This is a genomic window from Rubrobacter sp. M3-4 (assembly GCF_059772285.1).
The window spans coordinates 194,725-217,069 of sequence record NZ_JCBAJP010000001.1 but is presented as its reverse complement, the minus strand read 5'-3'; the positions used below and the strand labels follow the sequence as shown (position 1 = coordinate 217,069).

Annotated in this window: 23 protein-coding genes; 16 read left to right on the top strand and 7 right to left on the bottom strand. The window is 67.7% G+C overall.

The genetic code is table 11. The annotated features are described in order from the left end of the window. Positions 1-40: 40 nt before the first annotated feature. On the top strand, positions 41-1,474 hold the full coding sequence (locus AC6EKW_RS00995) for a hypothetical protein (protein WP_498513422.1): 1,434 nt from the start codon (positions 41-43) through the stop codon (positions 1,472-1,474). Between the two features lie 60 nt (positions 1,475-1,534). On the opposite strand, the gene AC6EKW_RS00990 is transcribed toward AC6EKW_RS00995, so the two are convergent. The 4 genes from AC6EKW_RS00990 to queG are packed head-to-tail and all read right to left on the bottom strand — an operon-like array spanning position 1,535 to position 5,584. Continuing rightward, positions 1,535-2,053: a cupin domain-containing protein gene (locus AC6EKW_RS00990; protein WP_498513421.1), complete on the bottom strand. Its 519-nt coding sequence runs from the start codon at positions 2,051-2,053 to the stop codon at positions 1,535-1,537. Position 2,054: 1 nt separating this feature from the next. Next, on the bottom strand, positions 2,055-3,629 hold the full coding sequence (locus tag AC6EKW_RS00985) for a M2 family metallopeptidase (protein ID WP_498513579.1): 1,575 nt from the start codon (positions 3,627-3,629) through the stop codon (positions 2,055-2,057). Positions 3,630-3,657: 28 nt separating this feature from the next. Next, a complete protein-coding gene (locus AC6EKW_RS00980) occupies positions 3,658-4,422 on the bottom strand; it encodes a J domain-containing protein (protein ID WP_273887338.1) in 765 nt (254 codons plus the stop codon). Positions 4,423-4,435: 13 nt separating this feature from the next. Then, a complete protein-coding gene (gene queG / locus AC6EKW_RS00975) occupies positions 4,436-5,584 on the bottom strand; it encodes a tRNA epoxyqueuosine(34) reductase QueG (protein ID WP_498513420.1) in 1,149 nt (382 codons plus the stop codon). Between the two features lie 126 nt (positions 5,585-5,710). On the opposite strand from queG, the gene nadA reads away from it, so the two are divergent. Genes nadA through AC6EKW_RS00955 form a run of 4 tightly spaced genes read left to right on the top strand, consistent with a single transcriptional unit; the run spans position 5,711 to position 10,167 of the window. Then, a complete protein-coding gene (gene nadA, locus AC6EKW_RS00970; RefSeq protein WP_498513419.1) occupies positions 5,711-6,652 on the top strand; it encodes a quinolinate synthase NadA in 942 nt (313 codons plus the stop codon). Beyond that, positions 6,649-7,521 carry a carboxylating nicotinate-nucleotide diphosphorylase gene (gene nadC, locus AC6EKW_RS00965; RefSeq protein ID WP_498513418.1) on the top strand — a complete coding sequence of 291 codons (873 nt, stop codon included), beginning with the start codon at positions 6,649-6,651 and terminating at the stop codon, positions 7,519-7,521. Before nadA ends, nadC begins: the two co-directional genes overlap by 4 nt. Continuing rightward, positions 7,515-8,987, top strand: coding sequence for an L-aspartate oxidase (nadB, locus tag AC6EKW_RS00960; protein ID WP_273888212.1), 1,473 nt, complete (start codon positions 7,515-7,517; stop codon positions 8,985-8,987). Before nadC ends, nadB begins: the two co-directional genes overlap by 7 nt. Beyond that, positions 8,980-10,167, top strand: coding sequence for a cysteine desulfurase family protein (locus AC6EKW_RS00955; protein WP_498513417.1), 1,188 nt, complete (start codon positions 8,980-8,982; stop codon positions 10,165-10,167). Before nadB ends, AC6EKW_RS00955 begins: the two co-directional genes overlap by 8 nt. Here AC6EKW_RS00955 and AC6EKW_RS00950 read toward each other — a convergent pair. Beyond that, complete coding sequence (locus AC6EKW_RS00950) at positions 10,134-11,843, bottom strand: sialidase family protein (RefSeq protein ID WP_498513416.1); 1,710 nt, start codon at positions 11,841-11,843, stop codon at positions 10,134-10,136. The two genes, AC6EKW_RS00955 and AC6EKW_RS00950, sit on opposite strands and share 34 nt — an antisense overlap. 131 nt (positions 11,844-11,974) lie before the next feature. Between AC6EKW_RS00950 and AC6EKW_RS00945 the strand changes: the two genes are divergently transcribed. Both AC6EKW_RS00945 and AC6EKW_RS00940 read left to right on the top strand, forming a co-directional pair. Next, a complete protein-coding gene (locus tag AC6EKW_RS00945; RefSeq protein WP_498513415.1) occupies positions 11,975-13,366 on the top strand; it encodes an NAD-dependent succinate-semialdehyde dehydrogenase in 1,392 nt (463 codons plus the stop codon). Between the two features lie 89 nt (positions 13,367-13,455). Continuing rightward, positions 13,456-14,016: a hypothetical protein gene (locus tag AC6EKW_RS00940; protein ID WP_273888208.1), complete on the top strand. Its 561-nt coding sequence runs from the start codon at positions 13,456-13,458 to the stop codon at positions 14,014-14,016. Here the strand turns inward: AC6EKW_RS00940 and AC6EKW_RS00935 are convergent. Beyond that, a complete protein-coding gene (locus AC6EKW_RS00935) occupies positions 14,013-14,261 on the bottom strand; it encodes a hypothetical protein (RefSeq protein WP_273888207.1) in 249 nt (82 codons plus the stop codon). The genes AC6EKW_RS00940 and AC6EKW_RS00935 overlap by 4 nt on opposite strands. A gap of 94 nt (positions 14,262-14,355) precedes the next feature. Here AC6EKW_RS00935 and AC6EKW_RS00930 point away from each other — a divergent pair, with 94 nt between their 5' ends. The 9 genes from AC6EKW_RS00930 (at position 14,356) to AC6EKW_RS00890 (ending at position 21,301) form a co-directional block, all read left to right on the top strand. Further along, complete coding sequence (locus tag AC6EKW_RS00930) at positions 14,356-15,183, top strand: M55 family metallopeptidase (RefSeq protein WP_498513414.1); 828 nt, start codon at positions 14,356-14,358, stop codon at positions 15,181-15,183. Positions 15,184-15,190: 7 nt separating this feature from the next. Beyond that, a complete protein-coding gene (locus tag AC6EKW_RS00925; protein WP_273888205.1) occupies positions 15,191-16,021 on the top strand; it encodes a PhzF family phenazine biosynthesis protein in 831 nt (276 codons plus the stop codon). Positions 16,022-16,252: 231 nt separating this feature from the next. Beyond that, positions 16,253-17,419, top strand: a complete 1,167-nt coding sequence (locus tag AC6EKW_RS00920; protein WP_498513413.1) for an FUSC family protein — start codon at positions 16,253-16,255, stop codon at positions 17,417-17,419. Between the two features lie 45 nt (positions 17,420-17,464). Beyond that, positions 17,465-18,196, top strand: coding sequence for an SDR family oxidoreductase (locus AC6EKW_RS00915; RefSeq protein WP_273888203.1), 732 nt, complete (start codon positions 17,465-17,467; stop codon positions 18,194-18,196). Positions 18,197-18,211: 15 nt separating this feature from the next. Beyond that, positions 18,212-18,604, top strand: coding sequence for a hypothetical protein (locus AC6EKW_RS00910; protein ID WP_498513412.1), 393 nt, complete (start codon positions 18,212-18,214; stop codon positions 18,602-18,604). A gap of 76 nt (positions 18,605-18,680) precedes the next feature. Next, a complete protein-coding gene (locus tag AC6EKW_RS00905; protein ID WP_273888201.1) occupies positions 18,681-19,073 on the top strand; it encodes a response regulator in 393 nt (130 codons plus the stop codon). Positions 19,074-19,121: 48 nt separating this feature from the next. Further along, on the top strand, positions 19,122-19,310 hold the full coding sequence (locus AC6EKW_RS00900; RefSeq protein ID WP_337958755.1) for a response regulator transcription factor: 189 nt from the start codon (positions 19,122-19,124) through the stop codon (positions 19,308-19,310). Between the two features lie 788 nt (positions 19,311-20,098). Further along, positions 20,099-20,500 (top strand): hypothetical protein, encoded by a 402-nt coding sequence (locus AC6EKW_RS00895; RefSeq protein ID WP_498513411.1) that lies wholly within the window; start codon positions 20,099-20,101, stop codon positions 20,498-20,500. Positions 20,501-20,689: 189 nt separating this feature from the next. Continuing rightward, positions 20,690-21,301: a hypothetical protein gene (locus AC6EKW_RS00890; RefSeq protein WP_498513410.1), complete on the top strand. Its 612-nt coding sequence runs from the start codon at positions 20,690-20,692 to the stop codon at positions 21,299-21,301. Here the strand turns inward: AC6EKW_RS00890 and cydB are convergent. Beyond that, complete coding sequence (gene cydB, locus AC6EKW_RS00885) at positions 21,276-22,328, bottom strand: cytochrome d ubiquinol oxidase subunit II (protein WP_498513409.1); 1,053 nt, start codon at positions 22,326-22,328, stop codon at positions 21,276-21,278. The genes AC6EKW_RS00890 and cydB overlap by 26 nt on opposite strands. Positions 22,329-22,345 lie beyond the last annotated feature (17 nt).

Here is a 22,345-nt window from a genome sequence, read left to right as displayed (position 1 = left end):
GAATACACCCGTCGAAACATCGGGAAAGGGGGAGAAGGAGATGAGCAGGTTCGTACCCCGCCAGGTGTGGGTCGTTTTCCTGGCATCGGTCGTGTCGGCTCTATGCCTGCTGCCAGCCGCCTACGGGAGCGCACGGGCGTCCTCCAGCGTGCGGTTCAAGAACTTCGAGCTCGCCGCGACTCCGCCGCAGCCGGTGGGCACGGTGTGTCCCGGCTCGGGGAACAGGTGCAAGAACAACGCCGCCGAGCCCGCGATCCGGGCGGATAAGGCGGGCAACTTCTACGCTTCTTCGGAGAACGGGCTCACAGCAGGGACGCTGGCCTGGAAGTCTTCCGATGGCGGTCGGCACTACCGGACGCTCGCCTCGCCTAACATCCTCTCTGCGGGCCAGAACAGCACCGGATTCGCACCCGGAGGCGGCGACACCGACCTGGCGGTCGCGCCGCAGAAGAACGCCGCCGGCAACTACAACGTCTACGTCGCAAGCCTGAGCCTGGCCAACGTCACCGTGAGCACCAGCAAGGATGGAGGTAAAACCTGGTCCAAAAACGTGCTCGGCGCCACGATCCCGGTGGACGACCGGGAGTGGATCGCGGCGGACGGTGCGAGGAAGGTCTGCATCTCCTACCACGACATCGCCACGTTCAACATCGACGTGGACTGCTCCTACGACGCGGGGGCGACCTTCACCCAGCACGCCGTGCCGGGCGCCATAGATGCCAGCCACGCCTACCTGATAGACAACAATCAGATCGGCAACCTCACAATAGACCCGAGAAACCACAACGTTTACCAGGTCTTCAACGGCATAGCCAACGCCTCAGAGGCTGTGACGAGCACCACCGGCCAGAGCGGCTACCACGCGGTGTGGATGGCCGTCTCCACCGACGGCGGCAAGACCTTCAAGGACTACAGGGTCTATGTCGGCCCCAAGAGCGCCAGCTACAACCACCAGTTCACCAACGTCAGCGTGGACCGCGCGGGCAACGTCTACGCTTTCTGGAGCAACGACCGGGGCGTCTTCTACAGCTACTCCACCGACCAGGGCAGGCACTGGTCGAAGCCGAAGAAGGTCAACTTTAGCCCGGCCAATACCGCCATCTTCCCCTGGAGCATCGCCGGGAGCGCGGGCAAGGTAGATGTCGTCTACTACGGCACGAGCTACAAAGGTGACCCGCAGACGGCGCCTTCGTCGGCGAAGTGGCATGTCTACATGGCGCAGATCCGACACGCCGCCGGCTCCGGCAGGACCATCCACCAGTACCAGGCCTCGCCGGTCAACCACCGGGGCGGGGTCTGCGAGGAGGGCGTCTCCTGCACCGGAAACCGCGACCTCTACGACGACTTCGGGGTCGCCGCGAACCCCAAGACCGGCCTTGCCTCGATCGTCTACAGCGACGATCAACCATCCAACACCGCCCAGGATGATCACACCAGCATCGCCACCCAGCTCTCGGGACCGGGTATTTACTGAGGGGTATGGAAAGCCGGGGCTGCGATGCTTTTTCTACAGCCCCGGCTGTCTTTTCGCCGGCTACCTTCGGATACCCCAGCGCTCCACGAGCGGTCCTTCGGGCCCGAAGACGGGGTCGGTATCGGGCAGGGCGACCCGGCGGATGTTCTCGAGCACCCCGGGACGCTCGCCCGGTTCCCCCGTGCGGATGTCGTAGCGCTCCTGCCCGGGCGGGTACGCCCCGACGACGCGGAAGGAGCCGCCCGAGCCCGCGTTGCGGTGCCCGACGCCGGCCGGGATCACGATGACGTCCCCAGCCTCGACGTCGAAGGTCTTCCCGGAGGGACCACCGAGCTCCAGCCTCGCCGTCCCGGATACGACGCAGAGCACCTCGTGGGAGACGGAGTGGTAGTGGTGGTAGGAGAAGACCCCGTTGACCCAGGCCCCACCCCAGCCGTTCTCGCGCAGGAGCTCCCTGCAGCGCCCGGGGTCGCGGTACTCTTCGCCGAGCGCCCGCGGGTAGTAGAGCAGCGGAAGCTCGGGGTTGTTCGGGATGCGCCCGTCGTCCTCGAAGCGGTACTCTTCGACCCGCCGGTCCATCCTACCCCAGCGCCTCCACGAACCTCGCGGTGTCCGGTGGTTCCCCGGTGGCGCGTTCTACAGTGGCTCGCCAGCTCTCGCGGGCTCCGGGTCCGAAGAGCGCCTCGACCAGGTAGAGCCCGGCGGAGCGGCTCTCGTAGAAGTGGCCGCGGGTGACGTAGGTCTCCAGGTGGTGCCGGAGCTGGGCGGCGATGAGGTGCCCGAGCACGTAGTTGTGGTAGTAGACGGGGGAGACGGCGAGGTGGATCTTGGCCGCCCAGTCGTGCTCTCTGCGTCCCTCCGGCCGCCTCACGAGCTGCAACTCCTCGACGAGGTCCCACCACAGCCCGTTCAGGTCGTCCCTGTCCGGGTCTGCGTACAGCTCCCGCTCGAAGCGGTACATCACCAGCGCCCAGCGCACGAAGACGAGCCGGGCGGCCCTCTCGCGCTCTTCGAGTTTCTTCCGGTCCCGCACGGCCTCTTCCGCTCCCGCGATCGAGGAGAGCCAGCCGGCCTCGGTGGCCAGCGCACCCATCATCAGCGCGACGGCCTCCGTCGTGCTGGTGTGGGCCACCGAGCGCAGGAAGTAGGGGAGGGAGGGGTTTATGTTGCGGTCGTAGGCGGCGTGGCCGAGCTCGTGCAGGAGCGTCTCCATCCAGTACGCATCGGGGCGGAGGTTGGCGAGCACCCGGACGTCGTAGGGATACTCCCGGCCGATGGAGATGCAGAAGGCGTGCTGGCTCTTGCCGGGGCGCTCGTACAGGTCGCTCCGGGCGAGCACCCCCCGCACGTCGAGCCCCATCGCGTCGTAGGTGGCGAGCGCGAGCTCCTCTATCTTCCTCCCCTGGAGGTAGCGGTCCACGTCGAGGTCGGGGTCCTCCGGCGGCTCCTGGAAGAAGGGGTCCGGAAGGTGCCAGGGCCTGGTCTCTCCCGTCCCGAAGCGCCGCCGCGTCTCGGCGTCCATCTTCTCTCGCAGCCTTCTGAAGGGCGCTTCGGTCGCCTCTTGCAGACGGCGCATGGTCTCTTCGAGCCAGAGGGGTTCTATCTCCTGCAGCCTCAGGGCCCTCTCGTAGTGGTTCTCGTAGCCCTGCTCGCGGGCGAGGCGGTTGCGCAGCCGGGCGAGTTCGCGCACCACGCCCTCGACCTCGCGCCCGACGCTCCTGGAGGCCTCCCACGCCGCCCGGCGTTCGTCCTCGTCTTCCGAGAAACGCAGTATCTGCCGGATCTCGTTGTCCCCGATCTTTCGCCCGTCCACGGCCCCGCGGTGGTTGCCGAAGATCGCGCCCGCCTCCGCCTCGAGCTCCTCGACGCGCCCGAGCAGCCTCCGATCTCCCTGCCTGGCGGCGAACTCGGCGTGGAGCACCTCGACCTGCCGCCGCAGCACCGGGCGCTCGATAGAGCTTCGTTCCCCGTACCAGCGGACGATCTTCTCGAAGGCCGCCGGGTCCGCGAAGAGCTCGTCGTGGGCCCTCGCCGCGCGCACGGCCTCCGCGCGGGCCTCCCCGGTGCCGGTGGTCTCGAGCCTCCACCACGCCTCGTCCGCCGCCCTCTCCAGCGGCGCGGCCCGCTCTTCGAGCGAGGCGATAAAGCTCTCTATCTCGGAGGATACGGGCAGATCTCCCCTCCTAGCGCCGGCTCCGCTCGCGGCGGCTTCCGGCGTAGATCCAGAGCAGGAACACCACTATCCCGAGCGCGGCGAACTGCAGGAGCCCCTGCGGCCCCCCGCTCTGCCCGACGACGAGCGCGGCGATGAAGACGAGCGCGACCGCGATGTACCCCGCGCTCCGGAACGCGAGATATGAGGCGATGAGGCCGACGAGCGCGTAGACGACCGGCATGTACGGCCCGAGCGCCGCCGTCCAGGTGAACGACCCCCGCCCTATCCCCTCCGCCCACAAACCGAGCTGACCGGCGGCGATGAACGCGAGGAAGGCGAGGACGAACGTGATCGTCCCGCTCTTCCACGTCGCCGGCTCGGGGTCGAAGCGGTGCGGCTCGTACCAGCGGGCCTCGCGCACCACGTAGCGCCCCTGCCTCCGCACCCGCGGCTCCTTGCGCCGCAACCTTCCCCGGAGCCTCTCCCCGAGAGAGGGCCCGGACCGCTCGCGCTCCTCGCGCCGGGCGGCGAGCTCGTCCTCGAGGCGGCTGAAGTCCAGCTCCGAGAGCTGGTCTGCGGCGTAGGCCAGGTCGAGCTCCTCGTCGTGGCGCCTGCGGCGCTCGGGGTCGGAGAGCACCTCGTGCGCCTCCTGCAGCAGCGAGAACTCCTCCGGGCTCCCTCCCCGGTCGGGATGGCGCTCCTTGGCCAGACGGCGGTACGCCTCGTGGATCTCCTCCTGCGACGCGTTGCGGGAGACCCCGAGAACCTCGTAGTAGTTGACCCGATCCGACATGCTACGACCTATTCTAACCCACCCTACCTTCCCGGTTCGCCTCCAGCGCGAGGCGTATCTCCTGCAGGCACCACCCATCCTCCTCCGTCTCCGCCGCGCTCCGCAGGGCCTCCTCGGCCTCTTCGCCCCCGATCTCGCCGAGCGCCCACGCCGCGTGCCCCCGCACGAGCGCGGACCCGTCCTCCCGCAGACACCTTGCGAGCGCGGGGACGGCCTCGGTGAGCTTCAGGTTGCCCGCGACGACGCAGCAGTTGCGCAGCAGCCCCTCCCGCCCGGCGCGGGTGAGCGGGGTGTGGCCGAACCGGCTCTCGAACTCTTCCTCGCTCTGGATCCCGAGCACCTCGATTATCTTCAGGTACGGCCCCGCCCCGGCCCCGGCGGAGAACTCCGGCCAGCGGCTCCTCTTCGCCTTGCGCCGGTTGTACGGGCAGATCTGCTGGCAGACATCGCACCCGAAGGCCCACTCCCCGATCTGCGGACGCAGCTCGCGCGGGATCTCACCGCGGTTCTCGATCGTAAGATACGAGATGCAAAGCCGCGCGTCGACCACCCCGGGGGCCTTTATAGCGCCGGTGGGGCAGGCGTCGATGCACCTCCTGCACCGCCCGCAGGTCCCCTCCCCGGGCTCGTCCGGTTCGATCTCGAGGTCCACCAGAAGCTCGGCGATGAAGAAGTACGAGCCCATCTCGCCGTTTATCAGGCACGAGTTGCGCCCGAAGAACCCGAGCCCCGCCCGCTGCGCCGCCGAGCGCTCCAACAGCGGCACCGCATCCGTGAACGCCCGCGCCTTCACCCGACACCCGAGCGCCTCCTCCAGCCTCGCCCTGAGCCCAAAGAGGCGCCCCTTTATCACCCGATGGTAGTCCTCTCCCCACGCGTACCGCGCCACCTTCCCCCCGCCTCCGGGGTTCTCCGGATGATCGCCGGGGTAGTACGAAACCCCTAAAGAGATGACGCTCCGCGCGCTCTTCTGCAGGCGCCTCGGGTCCGAGAGCAACTCCACCGGCCGGCGCATGTACCCCATCCCCGCCGCCATCCCCGCCTCCTGCCAACGCCGCAACCGCTCACCCCCCTCCTCTAGCCGCCCCGCCCGCGCAACCCCCACCAGCTCGAAGCCCGCCTCCCGCGCCAGCTCCTCTATCAGCTCCCGTACCTCCGACATGCCCCGATTCTAACTTGCCCCCGCCCGCTTCCCGTGCGATACTAAATATAACGAAAAGTTACAAGCAGCTTACTTTGTAACAAAATTTTGTGGCAATCAGGTAGGCTGACGTTACAAGGAGGCGGAATGCGGGTGATGGAGGGGCTCGATCTCTTCGAGGAGGTCGGGCGGCTCAAGGAGGAGTTGAACGCGGTCATCCTGGCGCACTACTACCAGGAGCCGGACATACAGGACGTGGCGGACTTCATCGGGGACTCTCTGGCGCTGGCGCAGAAGGCGCAGCGGACGGACGCCGACGTGATCGTCTTCTGCGGGGTGCACTTCATGGCGGAGACCGCGAAGATCCTCAACCCGGAGAAGAAGGTGATCCTGCCGGACCTCGAAGCGGGGTGCTCGCTCGCCGACAGCTGTCCGGCGGAGCAGTTCGAGGAGTTCCTCCGGCGGCATCCGGGGCACGCCGTGGTCTCCTACGTGAACACCTCGGCCGCGGTCAAGGCGCTCTCGGACATCATCTGCACCTCTTCCAACGCCGAGAAGATCATCGCGACGATCCCGGAGGACGTTCCCATAGTCTTCGCCCCGGACAGGCACCTCGGGCGCTACGTACAGCAGAAGACCGGTCGGAAGATGGTCCTCTGGCCCGGGACGTGCATGGTGCACGTGCAGTTCTCGGAGAAGAAGATCCGGCAGCTCAAGGTACGCCATCCGGAGGCCGAGGTGCTGGCCCATCCCGAGTGCGAGGAGCGGGTGCTCGCGCTCGCTGACCACGTCGGGAGCACCTCGAGCCTGCTGCGGCGGGTCACCGAGAGCCCGGCCAAGACGTTCATCGTGGCGACCGAGCCCGGCATCATCCACCAGATGCGGAAGGCCGCCCCGGAGAAGACCTTCATCCGCGCGCCCGGAGAGGGGCCCGCGTGCGAGGCGTGCAGCGAGTGCCCGCACATGCGCCGCAACACGCTCGAGAAGCTCCTCTCGTGCATGAGGGAGCTTTCCCCGGAGATAGAGATCGACGAGGAGCTGCGCCTCAGGGCCCTCCGGCCCATCGAGCGGATGCTGGAGGTCGGATGATGGAGGAGACGGCGCGAAGGGTGCGTCCGCCGGCGCCGCTGCGCGAGCTCGCCCGGCGGGCGCTCGAGGAGGACGCGGGCAGAGGGGACGTGACCTCGGAGCTCACCGTGGACGAAGGAGCGCGGGCTGCGGGGCGGTTCGTCGCCCGGGAGAAGCTCGTGGTCTTCGGGCTCGAGGCGGCGCGGGCCGTCTTCCACGAGGCCGATCCCGAGGTGCGATTCTCCGCGCTCGTCTCCGAGGGGGAGGAGGTCGTGGCCGGGACGGGGCTGGCCGTGGTCGAAGGTTCCGCGAGGTCCATCCTCGCCGCCGAGCGGGTCGCGCTCAACCTGCTGATGCGGCTCTCGGGGGTGGCCACCACCACCCGCCGCTACGTCAGGGAGGTCGAGGGCACGGGGGCCAGCGTGGTCGACACCCGCAAGACCACACCGGGGATGCGCCGGCTCGAGAAGGCGGCCGTCAGGGCCGGGGGCGGGGTCAACCACCGCTTCGGGCTCGACGACGGCATCCTGATCAAGGACAACCACGTCGCGCTCGCAGGCGGGGTTGGGGAGGCGGTGCGGCGCGCCCGCGCCGGGGCCCCGCACCTGCTGAAGGTCGAGGCCGAGGTCGAGGACCTCTCGATGCTCGAGGAGGCGCTCGACGCCGGGGCCGATGCGGTCCTGCTCGACAACATGAGCCCGGAGGAGGTCGCGGAGGCCGTCGCGCTCGCGCGGCGGAGGAGGCCGGAGGTGGTCGTCGAGGTCTCCGGCGGGGTGGACCTCGGGAGCGTGCGCGCCTACGCGGAGGCGGGGCCGGATCTCATCTCGATCGGGGCGCTCACCCACTCCGCGCCCGCGGCGGACGTCTCGCTCGAGGTCGTACCGTGCTGAGGTTCGACCTCGTCGTCGTGGGTGGAGGGATCGCCGGGTGCGCCGCCGCGCTCTCCGCCGCCCGCGAGGGTGCCCGCGTCGCGCTCCTCACCCGCCACCCCGATCCCGAAGAGTCCAACACCCGCTACGCGCAGGGTGGGATCATCCACCCCGACCCCGACGAGCCCCGGGAGCTTTTGATCCACGACATCCTCGAGGCCGGGGGTGGAGAGCCGGAGGCGGCCCGCCTCCTCGCCGCCGAGGGGCCGGAGCTGGTCGAGCGCCTCCTCATAGAAGAGCTCGGCGTCCCCTTCGACCGGGACGAGGGCGGGGCCCTGCACCGCACCCGCGAGGCGGCCCACTCGACCGCGAGGGTCATCCACCGCCGGGACACGACGGGGGCGGCGATCCAGGAAGCCCTCACCCGTGCCGTCCTCGCGCAGGAGGGTGTCCAGGTGTTCGCCGGGGTGCGGGCGCTCTCGCTGCTCTCCGGGGAGGGAGGTTGCGGTGGGGTCGTGGCCCTCTACCGGGGCGAGATCCTGGGCATCGTCGGCCATACCGTCCTCGCGACCGGAGGACTCGGCGCGCTCTACCGGCACACGACCAACCCGCCCGGAGCGCTCGGCGAGGGGATCGCGCTCGCGCTCCGGGCGGGGGCGAAGGTCGCGGACCTGCACTACGTCCAGTTCCACCCGACCGCGCTCTACGAGAAGGAGGGAGAGCGGCGCTTCCTCGTCTCCGAGGCCGTGCGCGGGGAAGGGGCGGTGCTCGTCGGGGAAGACGGCGAGGAGATCGTCGACCACCCGCTCGGTTCTCTCGCCCCGCGCGACGTGGTAGCCCGCGCGGTATGGAGCGCGATGGCCGAGAGCGACCCTCCATGCGTCTACCTGGACGCCACCGGACACCCCCCGGGTCGGTTCGCGGCGCGCTTCCCCGCCATCTACGCTCGCTGCCGCGAGATCGGGATAGACCCGGAGCGGGAGAGGATCCCGGTCGTCCCCGCCGCCCACTACTCCTGCGGCGGCGTGGAGGCGGACGCGAACGGCCGAACGACGCTGGAGGGGCTGTGGGCCGCCGGAGAGGTCGCGAGGACCGGGCTGCACGGCGCGAACCGCCTGGCTTCGACCTCGCTCCTGGAAGGCCTCGTGTGGGGCTGGCGCGCCGGCAGGGACGCGGCGTCCTCCGGGTGCGCCCGGCCGCCGCTCCCTCTCCCCCAGATCGCCCCGCCCGCCCCAGCGCCAGAGGCGGCCTGGCGCAGGCTCCGGGAGGTGATGTGGGAGCGTGGGGGCATCCTGCGCACCGCCGCGGGGCTGCAGCGGGGAATCGAAGAGCTCGAGGAGCTGCGGGAGCGTTACGGGAGGACGGAGCTCGGCTCACCGCTGCTCGTCGCCCGGGCCATCCTCGAAGGGGCGCTCGCCGAGGGCGAGAGCCGCGGCTGCCACCACAGGGAGGACGCGCCGGTGGGGAGCGGGGTGCGCGGTGCGTGATCCCGTCTACCTCGACTACAACGCGACCACCCCGCTCGACGGGCGGGTCCTCGAGGCGATGCTCCCCTATCTGAAGGAGCACTTCGGCAACCCCTCCTCGGCCACCCACGCCTACGGGTGGAGCGCCGAGGCCGCCGTCGAGGCCGCGCGGGAGGAACTCGCCGCCGCCATAGGCGCCTCCCCCGAAGAGATCTTCTTCACCAGCGGCGCGACCGAGGCGGACAACTGGGCGCTCTTCGGGACGCTCGGGCCCGGAGACCGCCTCGTCACCTCCCCGACGGAACACGAGGCGATCCTGGAGAGCGCCCGCGCCCTCGCCCGGCGCGGGGTGGAGGTCGTCCTGCTCCCCGTCGATCGTCACGGGGTGGTGAGCCCCGACGCGCTGCGCGAGGCTCTCGGGGAGGAGGCCGCCCTCGTCTCCATCATGCTCGCCAACAACGAGACCGGCACCGTGAACCCCGTGCGCGAGCTCGCGGAGGTATCGCACGAGCATATGGTCCCTTTCCACACCGACGCCGCGCAGGCGCTCGGCAAGCTCCCGCTCGACGTCGGTGCGCTCGGGGTGGACATGATGAGCCTCTCCGCCCACAAGTGCTGCGGGCCCAAAGGGGTGGGTGCCCTGTACATCCGGCGCCGTCCACGGCGGGTGCGCCCCGCGCCGCTCCTCTACGGCGGCGGTCAGGAACGGGGGCTCAGGAGCGGGACGCTCAACGTCCCCGGGATAGCAGGCTTCGGCCGGGCGGCCACGCTCGCCGCGGAGTCGCTGCCCGGGGAGGCGGGGCGGATGAGAGATCTGCGGGATTTGCTGTGGCGGGAGCTCTCCGGGCGGGTGCCGGACGTGCTTCTGAACGGAGACCCCGAAAGGCGTCTCCCCAACACCCTTAACGTCTCCTTCCCCGGGGTTGCCGCCTCGGATCTTCTGGCGGAGCTCACCGCGGTCGCGGCCTCCTCGGGTTCGGCCTGCGCCTCATCCGACCCCGGTCCCTCGCACGTGTTGCTCGCAATGGGTCTCGGAGAGGAGCGGGCCCGCTCCTCCATCAGGCTCAGCCTGGGGCGTTTCACCACCCGCGAGGATGTCCTGCGGGCGGCAAAGGAGCTGGCCCGGAGCGTGGAGGCTCTCCGGGCCAGCTCCCGAGATGTTCCCGGCTACGGCGTCGGGTCCGCGAGCGCCGCCGAGTAGATGTCCGTGTTGCCGAAGGTGGCCGGACAGTCGGCCGCCGGGGCCGGCGCGCTCGCCGAGGTGTCCCCGTTCGCGAGGGCCTGCCGGTAGGCGTCGATCGCCGGGCAGTCGGACCCGTTTCTGGCGTCGTTGAAGACCGCCGTCGCAGCGCCGTTGGTGGCGTCGAGGTAGTTGTAGTCCCCGAGGAATTCGGTGGAGAGTCCGTTCGCGCTCGAAGCCCGGGCGTCCCCCACGGCGCCGCGGTAGACGGTCTGCAGATTACTGAGGCTGGTACCCGAGAGGTCCGCGTGGCGCACCACGCCCTGGAACCGGCGCGGAGAGGAGGTGTCGTGGCGGTACGGGTCGAGGAAGGCGTCGTAGGTGACGTAGAGGTCGGTACCGTCGGGTGAGAGCGCGACGGCCGGGAAGTCGGGCCTGTCGCCGTTGGCCGCCACGTTTACGGGTTCGGTGAAAGTCTTCCCTCCATCGTTCGAGAGCTCGAGCAGCGCCTCTTCGTGGTTCAGGCCGTTGCGGGCGTCGGGCCACAGGAGCGCGATCGTGTTCGGGGCGTTCTTCCCGCTCGGTGCTCCGTTGGCGATGTCCACGCTCGGGAAGCTGTTGGTGCGGGCTCCGGCGACGCCGTCGAAGGTGAAGTCCCCGCCCACCGGGTCGAAGGCGCCGACGTCGACCACCCGGGCGACGGCGCGCGGCCGTCCGAAGGTCTTGCCGCCGTCGGTCGAGCGGACCATGTACTGCACGCTGTTGCCCTTGAGGGTGCCCTCGTAGAAGACGTAGACGGTGCCGTGGCTGTCGGTGCGCACGGTGCACCCCTGCCGGCCACCGGAGCGTCCCTGCCCGGAGCCGGTGTTCGCCGCGTTGGTGAGCTGACGGTTGGTCCAGGTCTTGCCGCCGTCGGTCGAGCGGCTGAAGATCACGGGCTCCGGCGCCCCGCCCCGGCTGCGGAAGGCGACGTTGCAGATGTAGACGTTGCCGAAGTAGGGGCTCGTGGCGGCGTCGTCCGCCCAGACCTGCTCTTTGTCCGAGAAGAGGGCGGCGTTCTGCTTGCTCACGATGACCGGGTCGCTCCAGGCACTGTTCTGGCCGGCCGCGGCACCCTGCAGGTCGTCGGTGTAGGAGACGGCTATCGCCTCGAAGCCCTTGAAGGCCTGCTCACCGCGTGTGGAGTCGAAGTTCGACGTCAGGTTGGCGTAGTAGAGCCTCACCCCGTTGGACCAGGAGAAACCGTTCGGGCCGGGGCGTGGGCCGAAGGCGACCGAGGGGTCACCGTCGGAGACGAGCCCGTTCTCGTAGTAGTTCGGGAGTGTGCCGATCGGTCCGGGGCCGGGCGAGCCGTCGCGCGCAGAGTACCCGTGGTAGGTCGGCTGGGTCCAGCTCTTCCCCCCGTCGAACGAGAAGTAGACCCCCGAGACTCCTACACCCGGGGTGAACGGGCAGCTGCTGCCTTTGCAGGGGGCGAGGTCGATCTCGTCGTTCGCGCCCGCGACCTGGACCTGGGGGTTCAGCGGGTCTATCGCCACCGCGGGTTCGTTCTGTTTGTTTTGCGGGAACGGCGTCGGCGGGCTGCCAACCGTCACCGGCGCGTCCATGGCGGCGGCGAGGGCCACCCCCGCTCCCAGGAGTACGCCTGCCAATACGGCGAGCCCGAGGAGCGCGTACGATCTCCTCTTCTTATGCATTAAGTTCTCCTCCTTCCCCAAGAGGTGTTCGACCCGGACAGCATATTGCCGTTCGAAACCCCGGTCAAGCCGAGTCTTCGGCGCCCCGGGCGGGTATATTAGGGCGCAAGAGAAGACCAAAGGAGGGATCGATGCCCATAGCCAGCGTTAACCCTGCGACCGGGGAGGAGATCAAGCGCTTCGAGGAGCTCGACGGGCGGCAGATAGACGAGAAGCTCGAGCTGGCCGCCAGGGCCTTCCGGGAGTACCGCAGGACCCCGCTCTCCGAGCGCCGCGAGAGGCTGTTGCGGGCGGCGGAGATCCTCGACGAGGAGGCCGGGGATCTCGGGCGCATCATAACCTCCGAGATGGGCAAGACGCTCGCCTCCGCCGAGGGTGAGGTGCACAAGTGCGCCCGCGGCTGCCGCTACTACGCCGAGAACGCGCAGAGGTTCCTCGCCGACGAGGAGATAGAGCTCGAGGGCAGGGCCTTCGTCCGCTACCAGCCGATAGGCCCGATCCTGGCGGTGATGCCGTGGAACTTCCCGTTCTGGCAGGTCTTCCGGCACGCCGCGCCGGCGCTCATGGCGGGCAACGTCATCCTGCTCAAGCACGCCTCGAACGTCCCGCAGTGCGCCCTGGCCATAGAGGACGTCATCCGCCGCGCCGGATTCCCGGAGGGAGCCTTCCAGACGCTGCTCGTGGGCTCCTCGCGGGTGGCGGAGATAATAGAGGACGAGAGGGTCAGGGCCGTGACCCTCACCGGGAGCGAGGGCGCAGGGAAGAGCGTCGGGAGTGCGGCCGGGAAGAACATAAAGAAGAGCGTGCTGGAGCTCGGCGGCTCCGACCCGTTCATCGTGATGCCCTCGGCGGACCTCGACCGGGCGGTGAGCACCGCGGTGACCGCCAGGACGCTCAACAACGGCCAATCGTGCATCAACGCAAAGCGGATCATCGTGCACCGGGACGTAGCCGACGAGTTCACCCGCCGCTACGTCGAGCGGATGCAGGCGCTGAAGGTCGGCGACCCGATGCAGGAGGAGACGGACATGGGGCCGCTCGCGATGCCCCAGATCCTGGAGGACGTCGACGCCCAGGTCAAGAAGAGCGTCGAGATGGGGGCGAAGGTCCTGACCGGGGGCAAGCCCATCGACGGACCCGGCAACTTCTACCCGCCGACGGTCCTCACCGACATCCCCGAGGGATCCCCGGCCTACCGGGAGGAGATCTTCGGCCCCGTGGCCTCCCTGTTCGTCGTGCGGGACATAGACGAGGCGATCCGCATCGCCAACGACTCGTCCTTCGGGCTCGGCTCCTCGGTCTGGACCAACGATCCCGAAGAGCAGGAGCGCTTCATAGACGAGATAGAGGCCGGGATGGTCTACGTGAACAAGATGACCGAGTCCACCCCCGAGGCTCCCTTCGGCGGGGTGAAGAACAGCGGCTACGGACGTGAGCTCTCGCATTTCGGCATCCATGAGTTCATGAACGCGAAGACCGTCTGGATCGGGGACGGCGGGAGTGCGGCGGGCGCCGTGGAGTGAAAGCTCTTGCACCGGCCGGGAGGGAGGTAGTATAACCTCTCTGCTACGTTGAGGATCGTGCAGGCCAGAGAGCGCGTCGGGAGGAACCTGTGAACTATACGCTCAGGTTCATAGGCCTCGGCGCGCTCTACGGCTTCGCGTTCGCGCTCGTCAAGGCGCTCTTCCCGGAGCCCTTCATCCTCTTCGTGCTGAAGGGTGGCCAGAGCAGCGAGGGCAACCTGGCTTTCGTCTCGATCTTCTACATAACGGCGGGCTTCGTCGCCGGGCTGATCGCGGGTCCCCTCTTCGGTGGTCTGCTCCGGCTGCGGCGCTCCAGAGCCGGCGACTCCTACGTCGAGCCGAGACCCACGATGCGCATCATCCTGAGTTTGCTGCTCGCGTTGCTGATGGGGCTCATCTCCGGCCTGATCATCCTCGGGGCCTACTACACCGGCGTGCTGCCGCCGGGGAAGATCCTCGACCCGTTCCCCTCGGTCCGCAACGTTCTGTTCCCGATAGAGCCCTCACTCGTCGTGATCTGGGCCATCGCCCGTGATCTTCTGCCGGCGGGGTTCACGGGTCTTCTGCTCGCGCCCATAGGCGGCGGCCCTCTCCTCAGGCTGTACGCCGCGGGGAGACATCTGGCGCAGAAGCACTACGAGGGCTTCTAGAGGATGCTGACGAGCGGGGAGAGCTTGCACTCGTTGAGGCCGTAGCTCCTGCGGCCCCTGACCGGACGTACCAGATACTCCAGGCAGTTGCCCCGGCAGTCGGCCTTGCCACAGGGATTCTCGGTGGTCCCCAGGTTCTCGACGACCTCGACGACAGGGTTTTTGCGCTCCCGGGGACGCACGTCTTTGCGCAGGGCGTACTCGCCCTCCTCGAAGTACCACCGACCGTAGCGGAACTCTGCCATACCACCGTAATTGTACACCAGTGATTTGATCCAGGTCACATCTGCGACCCGACCGGGGCTGTCAGAATGAGCCGGTAAGTAAGGGGAGGATGGTATGAGGGTCTACATCTCGGCGGACATGGAAGGCGTGACTGGGGTGACCCACCCGGACGACGTCATCCCGGGGCGCCCGCGCTACGAGGCTTTCAGGAGGCTCCTCACCGCGGACGTGAACGCCGCCATCGAGGGAGCGCGGCGGGCCGGTGCGCGAGAGTTCCTGGTCAACGAGGCGCACGACGGGATGCGCAACCTGCTGCTGGAAGACCTCGACCCCGGGGCTGAGGTGATCGTGGGCTCCCGCAAGCCTCTCTCGATGATGGAGGGCTGCAACGAGGCGGACTTGGTCTTCTTCGTCGGCTACCATTCGGCGGCCGGGACGGGCGGCATCCTGAGCCACACCTTCACCGGACCCTCGACGCTCGTGAGGCTGGAGCTGAACGGCGAGGTGTGCAGCGAGGGCCGGATGAACGCCGCCTTCGCCGGTCTCGCGGGCATCCCGGTGGGCCTGGTGACGGGAGACGATCTGATCTGCGCCGAATCCGAGGCCCTCTACCCGGGCGTCCGCACCGCTTGCGTCAAGACCGCCGTGGACCGCTACACGGCCCGCTGCCTCTCGCCGGGAGCGTCCCGCGAACGCATCCGCCGGGCGGCCTTCGAGGCCGTGAGCCGCCGGGAGTACCTCTCGCCCTACTCTCCGGAGGGGCCTTACACCTTCACCGCGGAGTTCGCGAGCGCGAGCACGGCCGAGAGCGTGATGTACTTCCCCGGCCTGAAGCGGCTGGACGACCGGCGCGTCTGCTGGACGCACGAGGACTACGAGACGGCGTTCAGGATGTTCATCGGGGTGATGCGCCTCGCCCGCACCGACCCGGACTACGGATAGAGAACCGATGAGCCACACCTTCTACATCGTCGACGTCTTCGCCGAGGAGAAATACGCGGGCAACCAGCTCGCGGTGGTGCTGGAGGCCGGCGACCTCTCCTCCGGGGAGATGCAGAGGGTGGCCTCCGAGATGAACTACTCCGAGACCTCCTTCGTTCTCTCCACGAAGAGGGACGCCCACCGGGTTCGCATCTTCACCCCCAGGGAAGAGCTTCCCTTCGCCGGTCACCCGACGCTCGGGACGGCGTATGTCATACGGCACGAGGCTCCGGAAGAGCCTGCCGGTCGCCTGGTGCTCGAGGTGCCCGCCGGGCGCATCCCGGTGGATTTCGGCGAGGTGCTCTGGATGCACCAGCTCCCTCCCGCCTTCGGGGGGGAGCACGACCGGCAGGAGACGGCCCGCTCCCTCGGGTTGAAGGAGCGCGACCTGGACCCGGAGCTGCCGGTCGAGACGGTCTCGACGGGCATCCCGGTCGTCATCGTTCCCCTGAGAGACCTGGACGCCCTCCGGCGCTGCCGGCCTCTCGGGGTGAGAGAGAAGAGCGTATACGCCTTCTGCCCGGGCTCGCACGGTGACGGGCCGGGGGACCTCTCGGCCCGGATGTTCGCCGGCGGCATCGGCGTCACCGAGGACCCCGCGACCGGGAGCGCCGCTGGATGCCTCGCCTCTTACCTGGTCGAGCACCGCGGTGGCCCGGTCGACCTCCGGGTCGAGCAGGGCTACGAGATCGGACGCCCCTCCCTGCTCCACCTGCGGGCGGGAAGAGACGAAGCCGGTACGATGCGGGTCTCGGTCGGCGGCAGGGTGCAGCTGGTGGCGCGGGGAGAGCTTCTGTGAGGAGGATCGACGGCGCGCTGGCTCGAGAAACCCGCCCTGGGATCCCCCCTCGAAGAGCTACGCCTCGCGCCTCCAGGTGAACCCCCGGTAACATTTCGGTAAACGCAGGGGGCTTTCGCCCCAAACTCCCTTGCTAGATACACGAAGTGTGCTAACTTCCAGGTTCCGGTTGCTATATGCGCGGAGCATTTATATGAGAAAAGTAAGCTGCAGGCAAACGAGAGAGGGGAGGTGATCTCCGGCGTGATGGGAGCGGGTGTGTTCAGGGATCTGTGGTTCAGGGCTGGTGCTCGGACGCTCCGCTACCGGATGGCGGGGGCGTTGGGGCGGCTGCGGGCGAACGGCGGGCTCATACTGCGCAAGGCCGTGGCTGCGGGTGTGGCGTGGGGGGTGGCGCACGTTTTGCTGGGGCACCAGAACCCGTCGTTTGCGGCGATCGCGGCGATCATCTCTTTGGGGGCCGCCGCCGGCAGGGAGGGGCGGCAGGCGGTCGAGCTGGTCCTCGGGGTGGCCTGCGGGCTTGCCATAGCGGACGTCTTCGTCTCGGCGATAGGCTCGGGGGCGGTCCAGATCGGGGTAGTGGTCGCGCTGGCGACGGCGGTGGCGCTCCTCATCGGGGAGAGCGAGCTCCTGGTGACGGAGGCCGCGGTCTCGGCCCTTCTGATGGTGACGCTCGTGCCGGCGAGCCCGGCGCCGTTCACCGGGCGCTTCCTGGACGCGCTCATCGGCAGCGGGATGGCGCTCGCGGTACGCGCCGTCTTCCCGGAGAACCCGCGCAGGAAGGTGCGCGAGGCGGCGCGTCCGGTCTTCGGCGAGCTCGCCGGTGTTCTGGAGGAGGTGGCCGGGGCGCTCGAGGCGGGGGATCTCGAATGGGCCGAGAGGGCGCTCGGGCGGGCGCGGGCGATGGACGGCAGGGTCGAGGATCTCAGGGAGGCGCTCTCCTCCGGGTACGGGGCGAGCCGTCTCTCCCCGGCGCGCCGGAGGGCGCTCGGAGAGCTCGGGTTCTACTCCACCGCCGCAGGACAGCTCGACCTGGCGGTGCGCAACGTGCGGGTCCTGGCGCGGGCCGCGAGGGCGCTGATAAGGAGCGGGCATCCCCGGGCGCAGGGCCTTCCCGCCGCCGTGCGGCAGCTCGCCGGGTCGGTGGGGGCTCTGGGTGTCTACCTCGAGCGGCTGGAGAACCCCGGTGAGGCCCGCGCGCTCGCCCTCGAGGCCGCCGCCGGGGCGACCGCCGTCCTCGTCGAGCGCAAGGAGCTCGAGACGAGCATGCTCGTCGGGCAGATCCGGTCCACCGCGGTGGATCTTTTGCAGGCCTCCGGAATGAGCTACACCGAGTCGCTGCAGGCGCTGGACGAGGCCGCGATAAAGCGCACCAGCGAGGTGCAATCCGCCCGTTAGAATCTTTTGAATCTTTTCCTCTGTAACCGGAGCGGGAGGTCTCGGATGGAAGGTCGCGTCGCGCTCGTCACCGGGGCGGGAAACCCGCGAGGGATCGGAGCCGCCGTCTGCCGCGAGCTGGCGGACAAGGGGATGGACGTGTTCTTCTCCTGCCTGGAGGGAGAGGATCCGTCCCCCCTGCGCGCGGAGCTCGAGAGATGCGGGGTGCGCGCGGGATGTCTGCGGATCGACCTTGCGCCTCCGGACTCGGCGGAGCGGCTGCTCGATGCGGTGGAGGAGCAGATCGGTCCGCCCTCCGTCCTCGTCAACAACGCCGCCCGCTCGGAGCGCGACGGCTACGAGAACCTGGATGCCGCGACGCTCGACGCCCACTACGCGGTGAACCTGCGGGCTGCGGCGCTGTTGTGCGCAGGGTTCGCCCGCCGCTTCCGGGGGACATCGGGCAGGATCGTAAACCTCACCTCCGGCCAGTCGCTCGGGCCCATGCCCGGCGAGCTCGCCTACGCCGCGACCAAGGGCGCCCTCGAGGCGTTCACCCGCACCCTCGCCGCCGAACTCATGCACAGGGGCATCACCGCCAACGCTCTCGACCCCGGCCCGACCGATACCGGCTGGATGTCGCCGGAGGTGAGAGAGGATCTCGCCGCCAGGTTCCCGGCTGGAAGGGTGGGCCGTCCCGAGGACGCGGCGAAGGTCGTCGCGTTCCTCGCGGGGGAGGATTCGGCCTGGATCACGGGCCAGACCATCCACGCCGAGGGCGGGTTCCTGCGCGGATGATATAACGTATGCAGCATGAGGCTGCCCCCCGCCTGCAGGCGCTTCCTCTCCGTCCTCCTCGCGAAGAAGGAGGACGAGCTCAACGCCTACGTCCGCGGTCCTCTCTTCCCCCGGAGGGTGTTCGTGGCCCTGCTCGGCCTCTTCGTCGCATCGTCCATGCTCACCGCCGACTGGTTCGGGCTTTTGCTCCTCAACGCCGGCGGCGTCGCCCGGCAGATAGGAATCCTCTACACTCTAAGGGTGACCTCAGTCCTGCTCGGGGCCGTCTCGTTTTCCTCCCTGCTCCTCGCGGCTCACTATGCCCGCCTCTACACCTACACCTCGGAGGAGAACGTCTTCTTCACCACCTGCTTCGCCATCTCCTTCCTCCTCGGCGCGCCCTGCGCCCTCACCTGGGTCTTCGGATGATCCTCCCACGGCTGTTGTGTGCCCGGCATACACCACGTAACATACGAACGTTCCGTTCGTGTTCCGGGAGGGATGGATGTGTCGCGGCGGGAGAGCAGGCGTCCTGATAGCCGACGGTTGCCCGATGGTGCGGGCCGGACTCGAGGAAGTGCTGCACGCCATAGAAGGAGCGGAGCTCGCCGGAGAGGCCGGGAGCGCGGAGGAAACCCTGCGCCAGGCGGAGGAGTTGCGGCCCGAGTACGTGGTGCTCGACCATGACTTCGGTGTGGAGGAGAGCGGGGTGAGCATCTGCCGGGCGCTGAAGGCTCTGCCAGAGACGCCCGTCGTAGTCATCTACACCCGCCGCGGCTCTCCGGCCGAGGTGGCGCTGGCGCGGCTCGCCGGGGCCGACGCCTTCATCCACAAAGGAGCTGACCTCCGGAAGCTGCAGCAGATAAAGCGCGCCATGTGCAGGGGAGAGCCCGTGTAGTACGCCGGTCCCGGACGGGAGCAGAAGACGAAGGAAGTTCTCGAGGACCTGGAAGGAGTACGCCCCACCGCCAGGGAGCTGACCGTGCTCGAGCTCATCGTCCGGCGGCTTACGAACGAGGAGATAGCGGAGAGGCTTCACCTCGCTCCCCAGACCGTCAAGAACCACGCCGGCAGCATCTTCGCCAAGCTCGGCTACAGGGGGCGCAAGGAGCTCTACAGGGCGTGGGGAGCGTGAGGTCGTAACGAGGTTGTGCGGAGCAAGTTCGAGAAAAACAGTACCTTTGGAGTGATGTATCGGTGGTCCGGCGGGAGGTAACCTGTCCTCGACGCCGAAAAGCGAGCAAAGGGGGAGTCGGGTGGCGTTGAGGTCAAGGATGTCAGCGATTGTTATGGCGGTAGTACTGATACTGCTGACCATAATTATGGTCGCGCAGCTTTCTTTCGCGGCTATGAGACATACTCAGTATGCACCAGCTGCGAATGAACACAGCCGCTGGGATGTAAAGAGATACCTGGCTACTAAAAGGGGGACCATACTGGTACGGTGGGGATACCATCAGTGGAATTCGAAAAGACAAAGATTTATGGGTTTCGGTTACCGCCACATAATTGGAGGGGAGCACGGATGGTATCCAAGGCGTATAAGTACTACTATTAGCCAGGGACGCTTAATAGAGCGGGCTGGCACCAGCTATACGAGAGTAAAATGGTATAAGAATAAGAACGGGAAGTGTCCATATCGGGTAGTCTATAATAGACGTACTAACACCCCGGATGGCAAGATGTTGGGCGTCGTCACCGCCTACATGGATGTAAAGCGATGCAAACCCAACCGCAAGAATCCACCACCGTGTTCGTTAGAACGAGCCTACCCTAGCATAGGGTACTCTGCAAAAAGGCGACCTTCGGAAAGGAGACAATGCTCGATCAGAATACGGTAGAGTGCACACAGAGTAAAACTCAGTAGAGATAGGAAGAATCTGTGGCCTTTATTGGAGGCCACAGATTCTTAACTTCGGATCATTGAGGGAGAACACAATCGGCGAGTGGCGCGTAGAGCGGGTCGAGGAGTACGAGCGGGAGGTTCTGCGTTACGTACGCGAGCGCCTGATCGAGGATGGAAGACCATTCCCCGCCGGAAGCCGTTACGAGATCTCCGTAGAAGATGTGCGGCTCGAGAGAGATGAGGAGGGAGATGGTCTCGTTATCCTGTTTCGGGAGACTGACCATCCGGATTGTCTGTTCGGGTTTGGGACGTATGCGGTGGGCCCTCCCGAGCCCGATGGCTCGATCTACCCGGACCCCGAAGGACATGCGAGTATCATCCTGGCCGACTTCGAAGAGTGTCTCCTGGCCGCGGGTTATGGCCTGCCGGATGAATGTGATCCCGGGAAGGTGAACTGGATGCCTTCCGGACGAGTTTAGGAATGATGGATCTCTTGCGGAGTCTAAAGGAGGCGAAATGGTAGTTATCGGAGAGGTTGAACTCTCTGATTCTCGCCTTCGTCATAATCGTAGGGGTGACGCTGGTCGACTATCTCGTGAGACGCAGGAGAAACGGATAGAGCCTCCTGCGTGACCGCGCTCCGCTTCTTCCGGATAGAGACTGGGAGGATGGCGCGGCGGTGGGCGTTCTGGGCGGGCGTGCTCGTGCTGGCGGCGATAGCCTGGTCGAACATGGTGCCGGGCGCCAGGATGGGGGAGGGTCTCTTCGGGGCCTTCGGCCGCGAAGCCACCCAGGACGACTTCGTCTTCGCGGTCCCGGTGTTCGTCGGGTTTACGGTGGCGGGTTCCCTGGCGGCTGACCGCAGGCGGCGCTACCCGGCGCTCGTGCTCATCCGGGGGCTCTCGCGCCCGCGCTACCTCCTGGTCAAGGCGGCCGCGATGTTCTGGGTGGCGGCGGCGGGGACCTTCCTGGCCTGCGCCGCCGCGTTCGTGGCGGCCGCGCCTTTCCTGCGATGGACGGCGGCGGGCATGGGGAGAATGGAACCTTATCCGGGGCTGCTCGCGAGCCATACGCTTGCTGGCGATGCCGTCATCGCGCTGCTGCTCTCGCTCGCGGTCGCCGCGGCGGCTCTGGCCCTCTCCTGCCTCGGTGGGTGGATGGAGGGTGCGCCGGGCGGACATGTAGGGCGTCGCTGGTCTGGCGAAGACCGGACCGCTTCGGTGGATCGCTGGGAGCCCGCTGTTTGGCGGCGGCCTAATATCCTTCTCCGCCGGGACTGACCTTCCCGCGGAAGAGCCGGTAGACGAAGACGAAGTATATTGCGGCGAGGATCATACCTATGCTCCACCACACCAGCCCCACCGTGAGCCCGTAGTGGGAGGCCGATGCGTTGTGGATGGTGAGGCTGTTTGCCGGGTCGACCGCGGGCAGCACGTCCGGGTAGAGGGCGAAGACCGTCGAGGTCATCATCCCGAAGATGTAGGCGCAGGAGGAGAAGAAAGCGGCGGTGTCCCTCTCCTTGCGGAGGAAGTACCCCACCCCGGCGAGCCCGGCGAGGGCGATCAGGGGGAAGACGAAACCCCAGGGTTGGCTGGCGAAGTTGGAGAACATGGTGGGACGAAGGTAGAAGGTCGCAACCGTGGTGAGCGCGGTGAGGGCGAGGTTTGCGTACCAGAACCTGAGCGCCACGGTGCGGCAGCGGACGTTCAGGGGGCCCTCGGTCTTGAGCGCCACCCAGCTTGAGCCGTGCACGACGAGGGTGACGAGCGCCAGAAGCCCGGTCAGGACCGTGTACCAGTCGAGGATGCCGGGGTTTGGGGTGGTGGGGTTGAAGTCGGTCCACAGAGGTTCGAAGAAGTATCCGTTCCTGCCGATGGGAACGCCCCGTATGACGTTGCCCAGAGCCGCACCGTAGAAGACGGCTAAGAGCGCGCTACCGAGGAAGAAGAGCCCGTCCCAGAAGGAGGCCCACAGTGGGTTCTCCAGACGGTGGCGCAGCTCTATCGCGAGTCCCCGGAGCATCAGGAGCCAGAGCACGATCATCAAGGGCAGGTAGAAACCGCTGAAGCTCGTGGCGTACAGGGTTGGGAAAGCGAAGAACAGCGTCCCACCGGCGGCGATGAGCCACACCTCGTTCCCATCCCACACGGGGCCGATGGATTGCAGGACCATCCTCCTCTCCGTATTGTCCTTCGCCACGAAGACGTGGATGGCACCCGCACCCAGGTCGAAGCCGTCCAGCAGGACGTACATCGTGAGCATGAAGGCCACCAGGATGAACCAGAGCGTCTGCACGGCGGTTCTCATCCTCCTTCTCTCTATGC

What these genes read in the sequence shown, in the direction of transcription:
- AC6EKW_RS00995 (WP_498513422.1), top strand. Translation starts at nt 41, where the DNA reads ATGAGCAGGTTCGTACCCCGCCAGGTGTGGGTCGTTTTCCTGGCATCG.
- AC6EKW_RS00990 (WP_498513421.1), bottom strand. Translation starts at nt 2,053, where the DNA reads ATGGACCGGCGGGTCGAAGAGTACCGCTTCGAGGACGACGGGCGCATC.
- AC6EKW_RS00980 (WP_273887338.1), bottom strand. Translation starts at nt 4,422, where the DNA reads ATGTCGGATCGGGTCAACTACTACGAGGTTCTCGGGGTCTCCCGCAAC.
- queG (WP_498513420.1), bottom strand. Translation starts at nt 5,584, where the DNA reads ATGTCGGAGGTACGGGAGCTGATAGAGGAGCTGGCGCGGGAGGCGGGC.
- nadA (WP_498513419.1), top strand. Translation starts at nt 5,711, where the DNA reads ATGCGGGTGATGGAGGGGCTCGATCTCTTCGAGGAGGTCGGGCGGCTC.
- nadC (WP_498513418.1), top strand. Translation starts at nt 6,649, where the DNA reads ATGATGGAGGAGACGGCGCGAAGGGTGCGTCCGCCGGCGCCGCTGCGC.
- AC6EKW_RS00950 (WP_498513416.1), bottom strand. Translation starts at nt 11,843, where the DNA reads ATGCATAAGAAGAGGAGATCGTACGCGCTCCTCGGGCTCGCCGTATTG.
- AC6EKW_RS00945 (WP_498513415.1), top strand. Translation starts at nt 11,975, where the DNA reads ATGCCCATAGCCAGCGTTAACCCTGCGACCGGGGAGGAGATCAAGCGC.
- AC6EKW_RS00935 (WP_273888207.1), bottom strand. Translation starts at nt 14,261, where the DNA reads ATGGCAGAGTTCCGCTACGGTCGGTGGTACTTCGAGGAGGGCGAGTAC.
- AC6EKW_RS00930 (WP_498513414.1), top strand. Translation starts at nt 14,356, where the DNA reads ATGAGGGTCTACATCTCGGCGGACATGGAAGGCGTGACTGGGGTGACC.
- AC6EKW_RS00925 (WP_273888205.1), top strand. Translation starts at nt 15,191, where the DNA reads ATGAGCCACACCTTCTACATCGTCGACGTCTTCGCCGAGGAGAAATAC.
- AC6EKW_RS00915 (WP_273888203.1), top strand. Translation starts at nt 17,465, where the DNA reads ATGGAAGGTCGCGTCGCGCTCGTCACCGGGGCGGGAAACCCGCGAGGG.
- AC6EKW_RS00910 (WP_498513412.1), top strand. Translation starts at nt 18,212, where the DNA reads ATGAGGCTGCCCCCCGCCTGCAGGCGCTTCCTCTCCGTCCTCCTCGCG.
- AC6EKW_RS00905 (WP_273888201.1), top strand. Translation starts at nt 18,681, where the DNA reads ATGTGTCGCGGCGGGAGAGCAGGCGTCCTGATAGCCGACGGTTGCCCG.
- AC6EKW_RS00890 (WP_498513410.1), top strand. Translation starts at nt 20,690, where the DNA reads ATGGCGCGGCGGTGGGCGTTCTGGGCGGGCGTGCTCGTGCTGGCGGCG.
- cydB (WP_498513409.1), bottom strand. Translation starts at nt 22,328, where the DNA reads ATGAGAACCGCCGTGCAGACGCTCTGGTTCATCCTGGTGGCCTTCATG.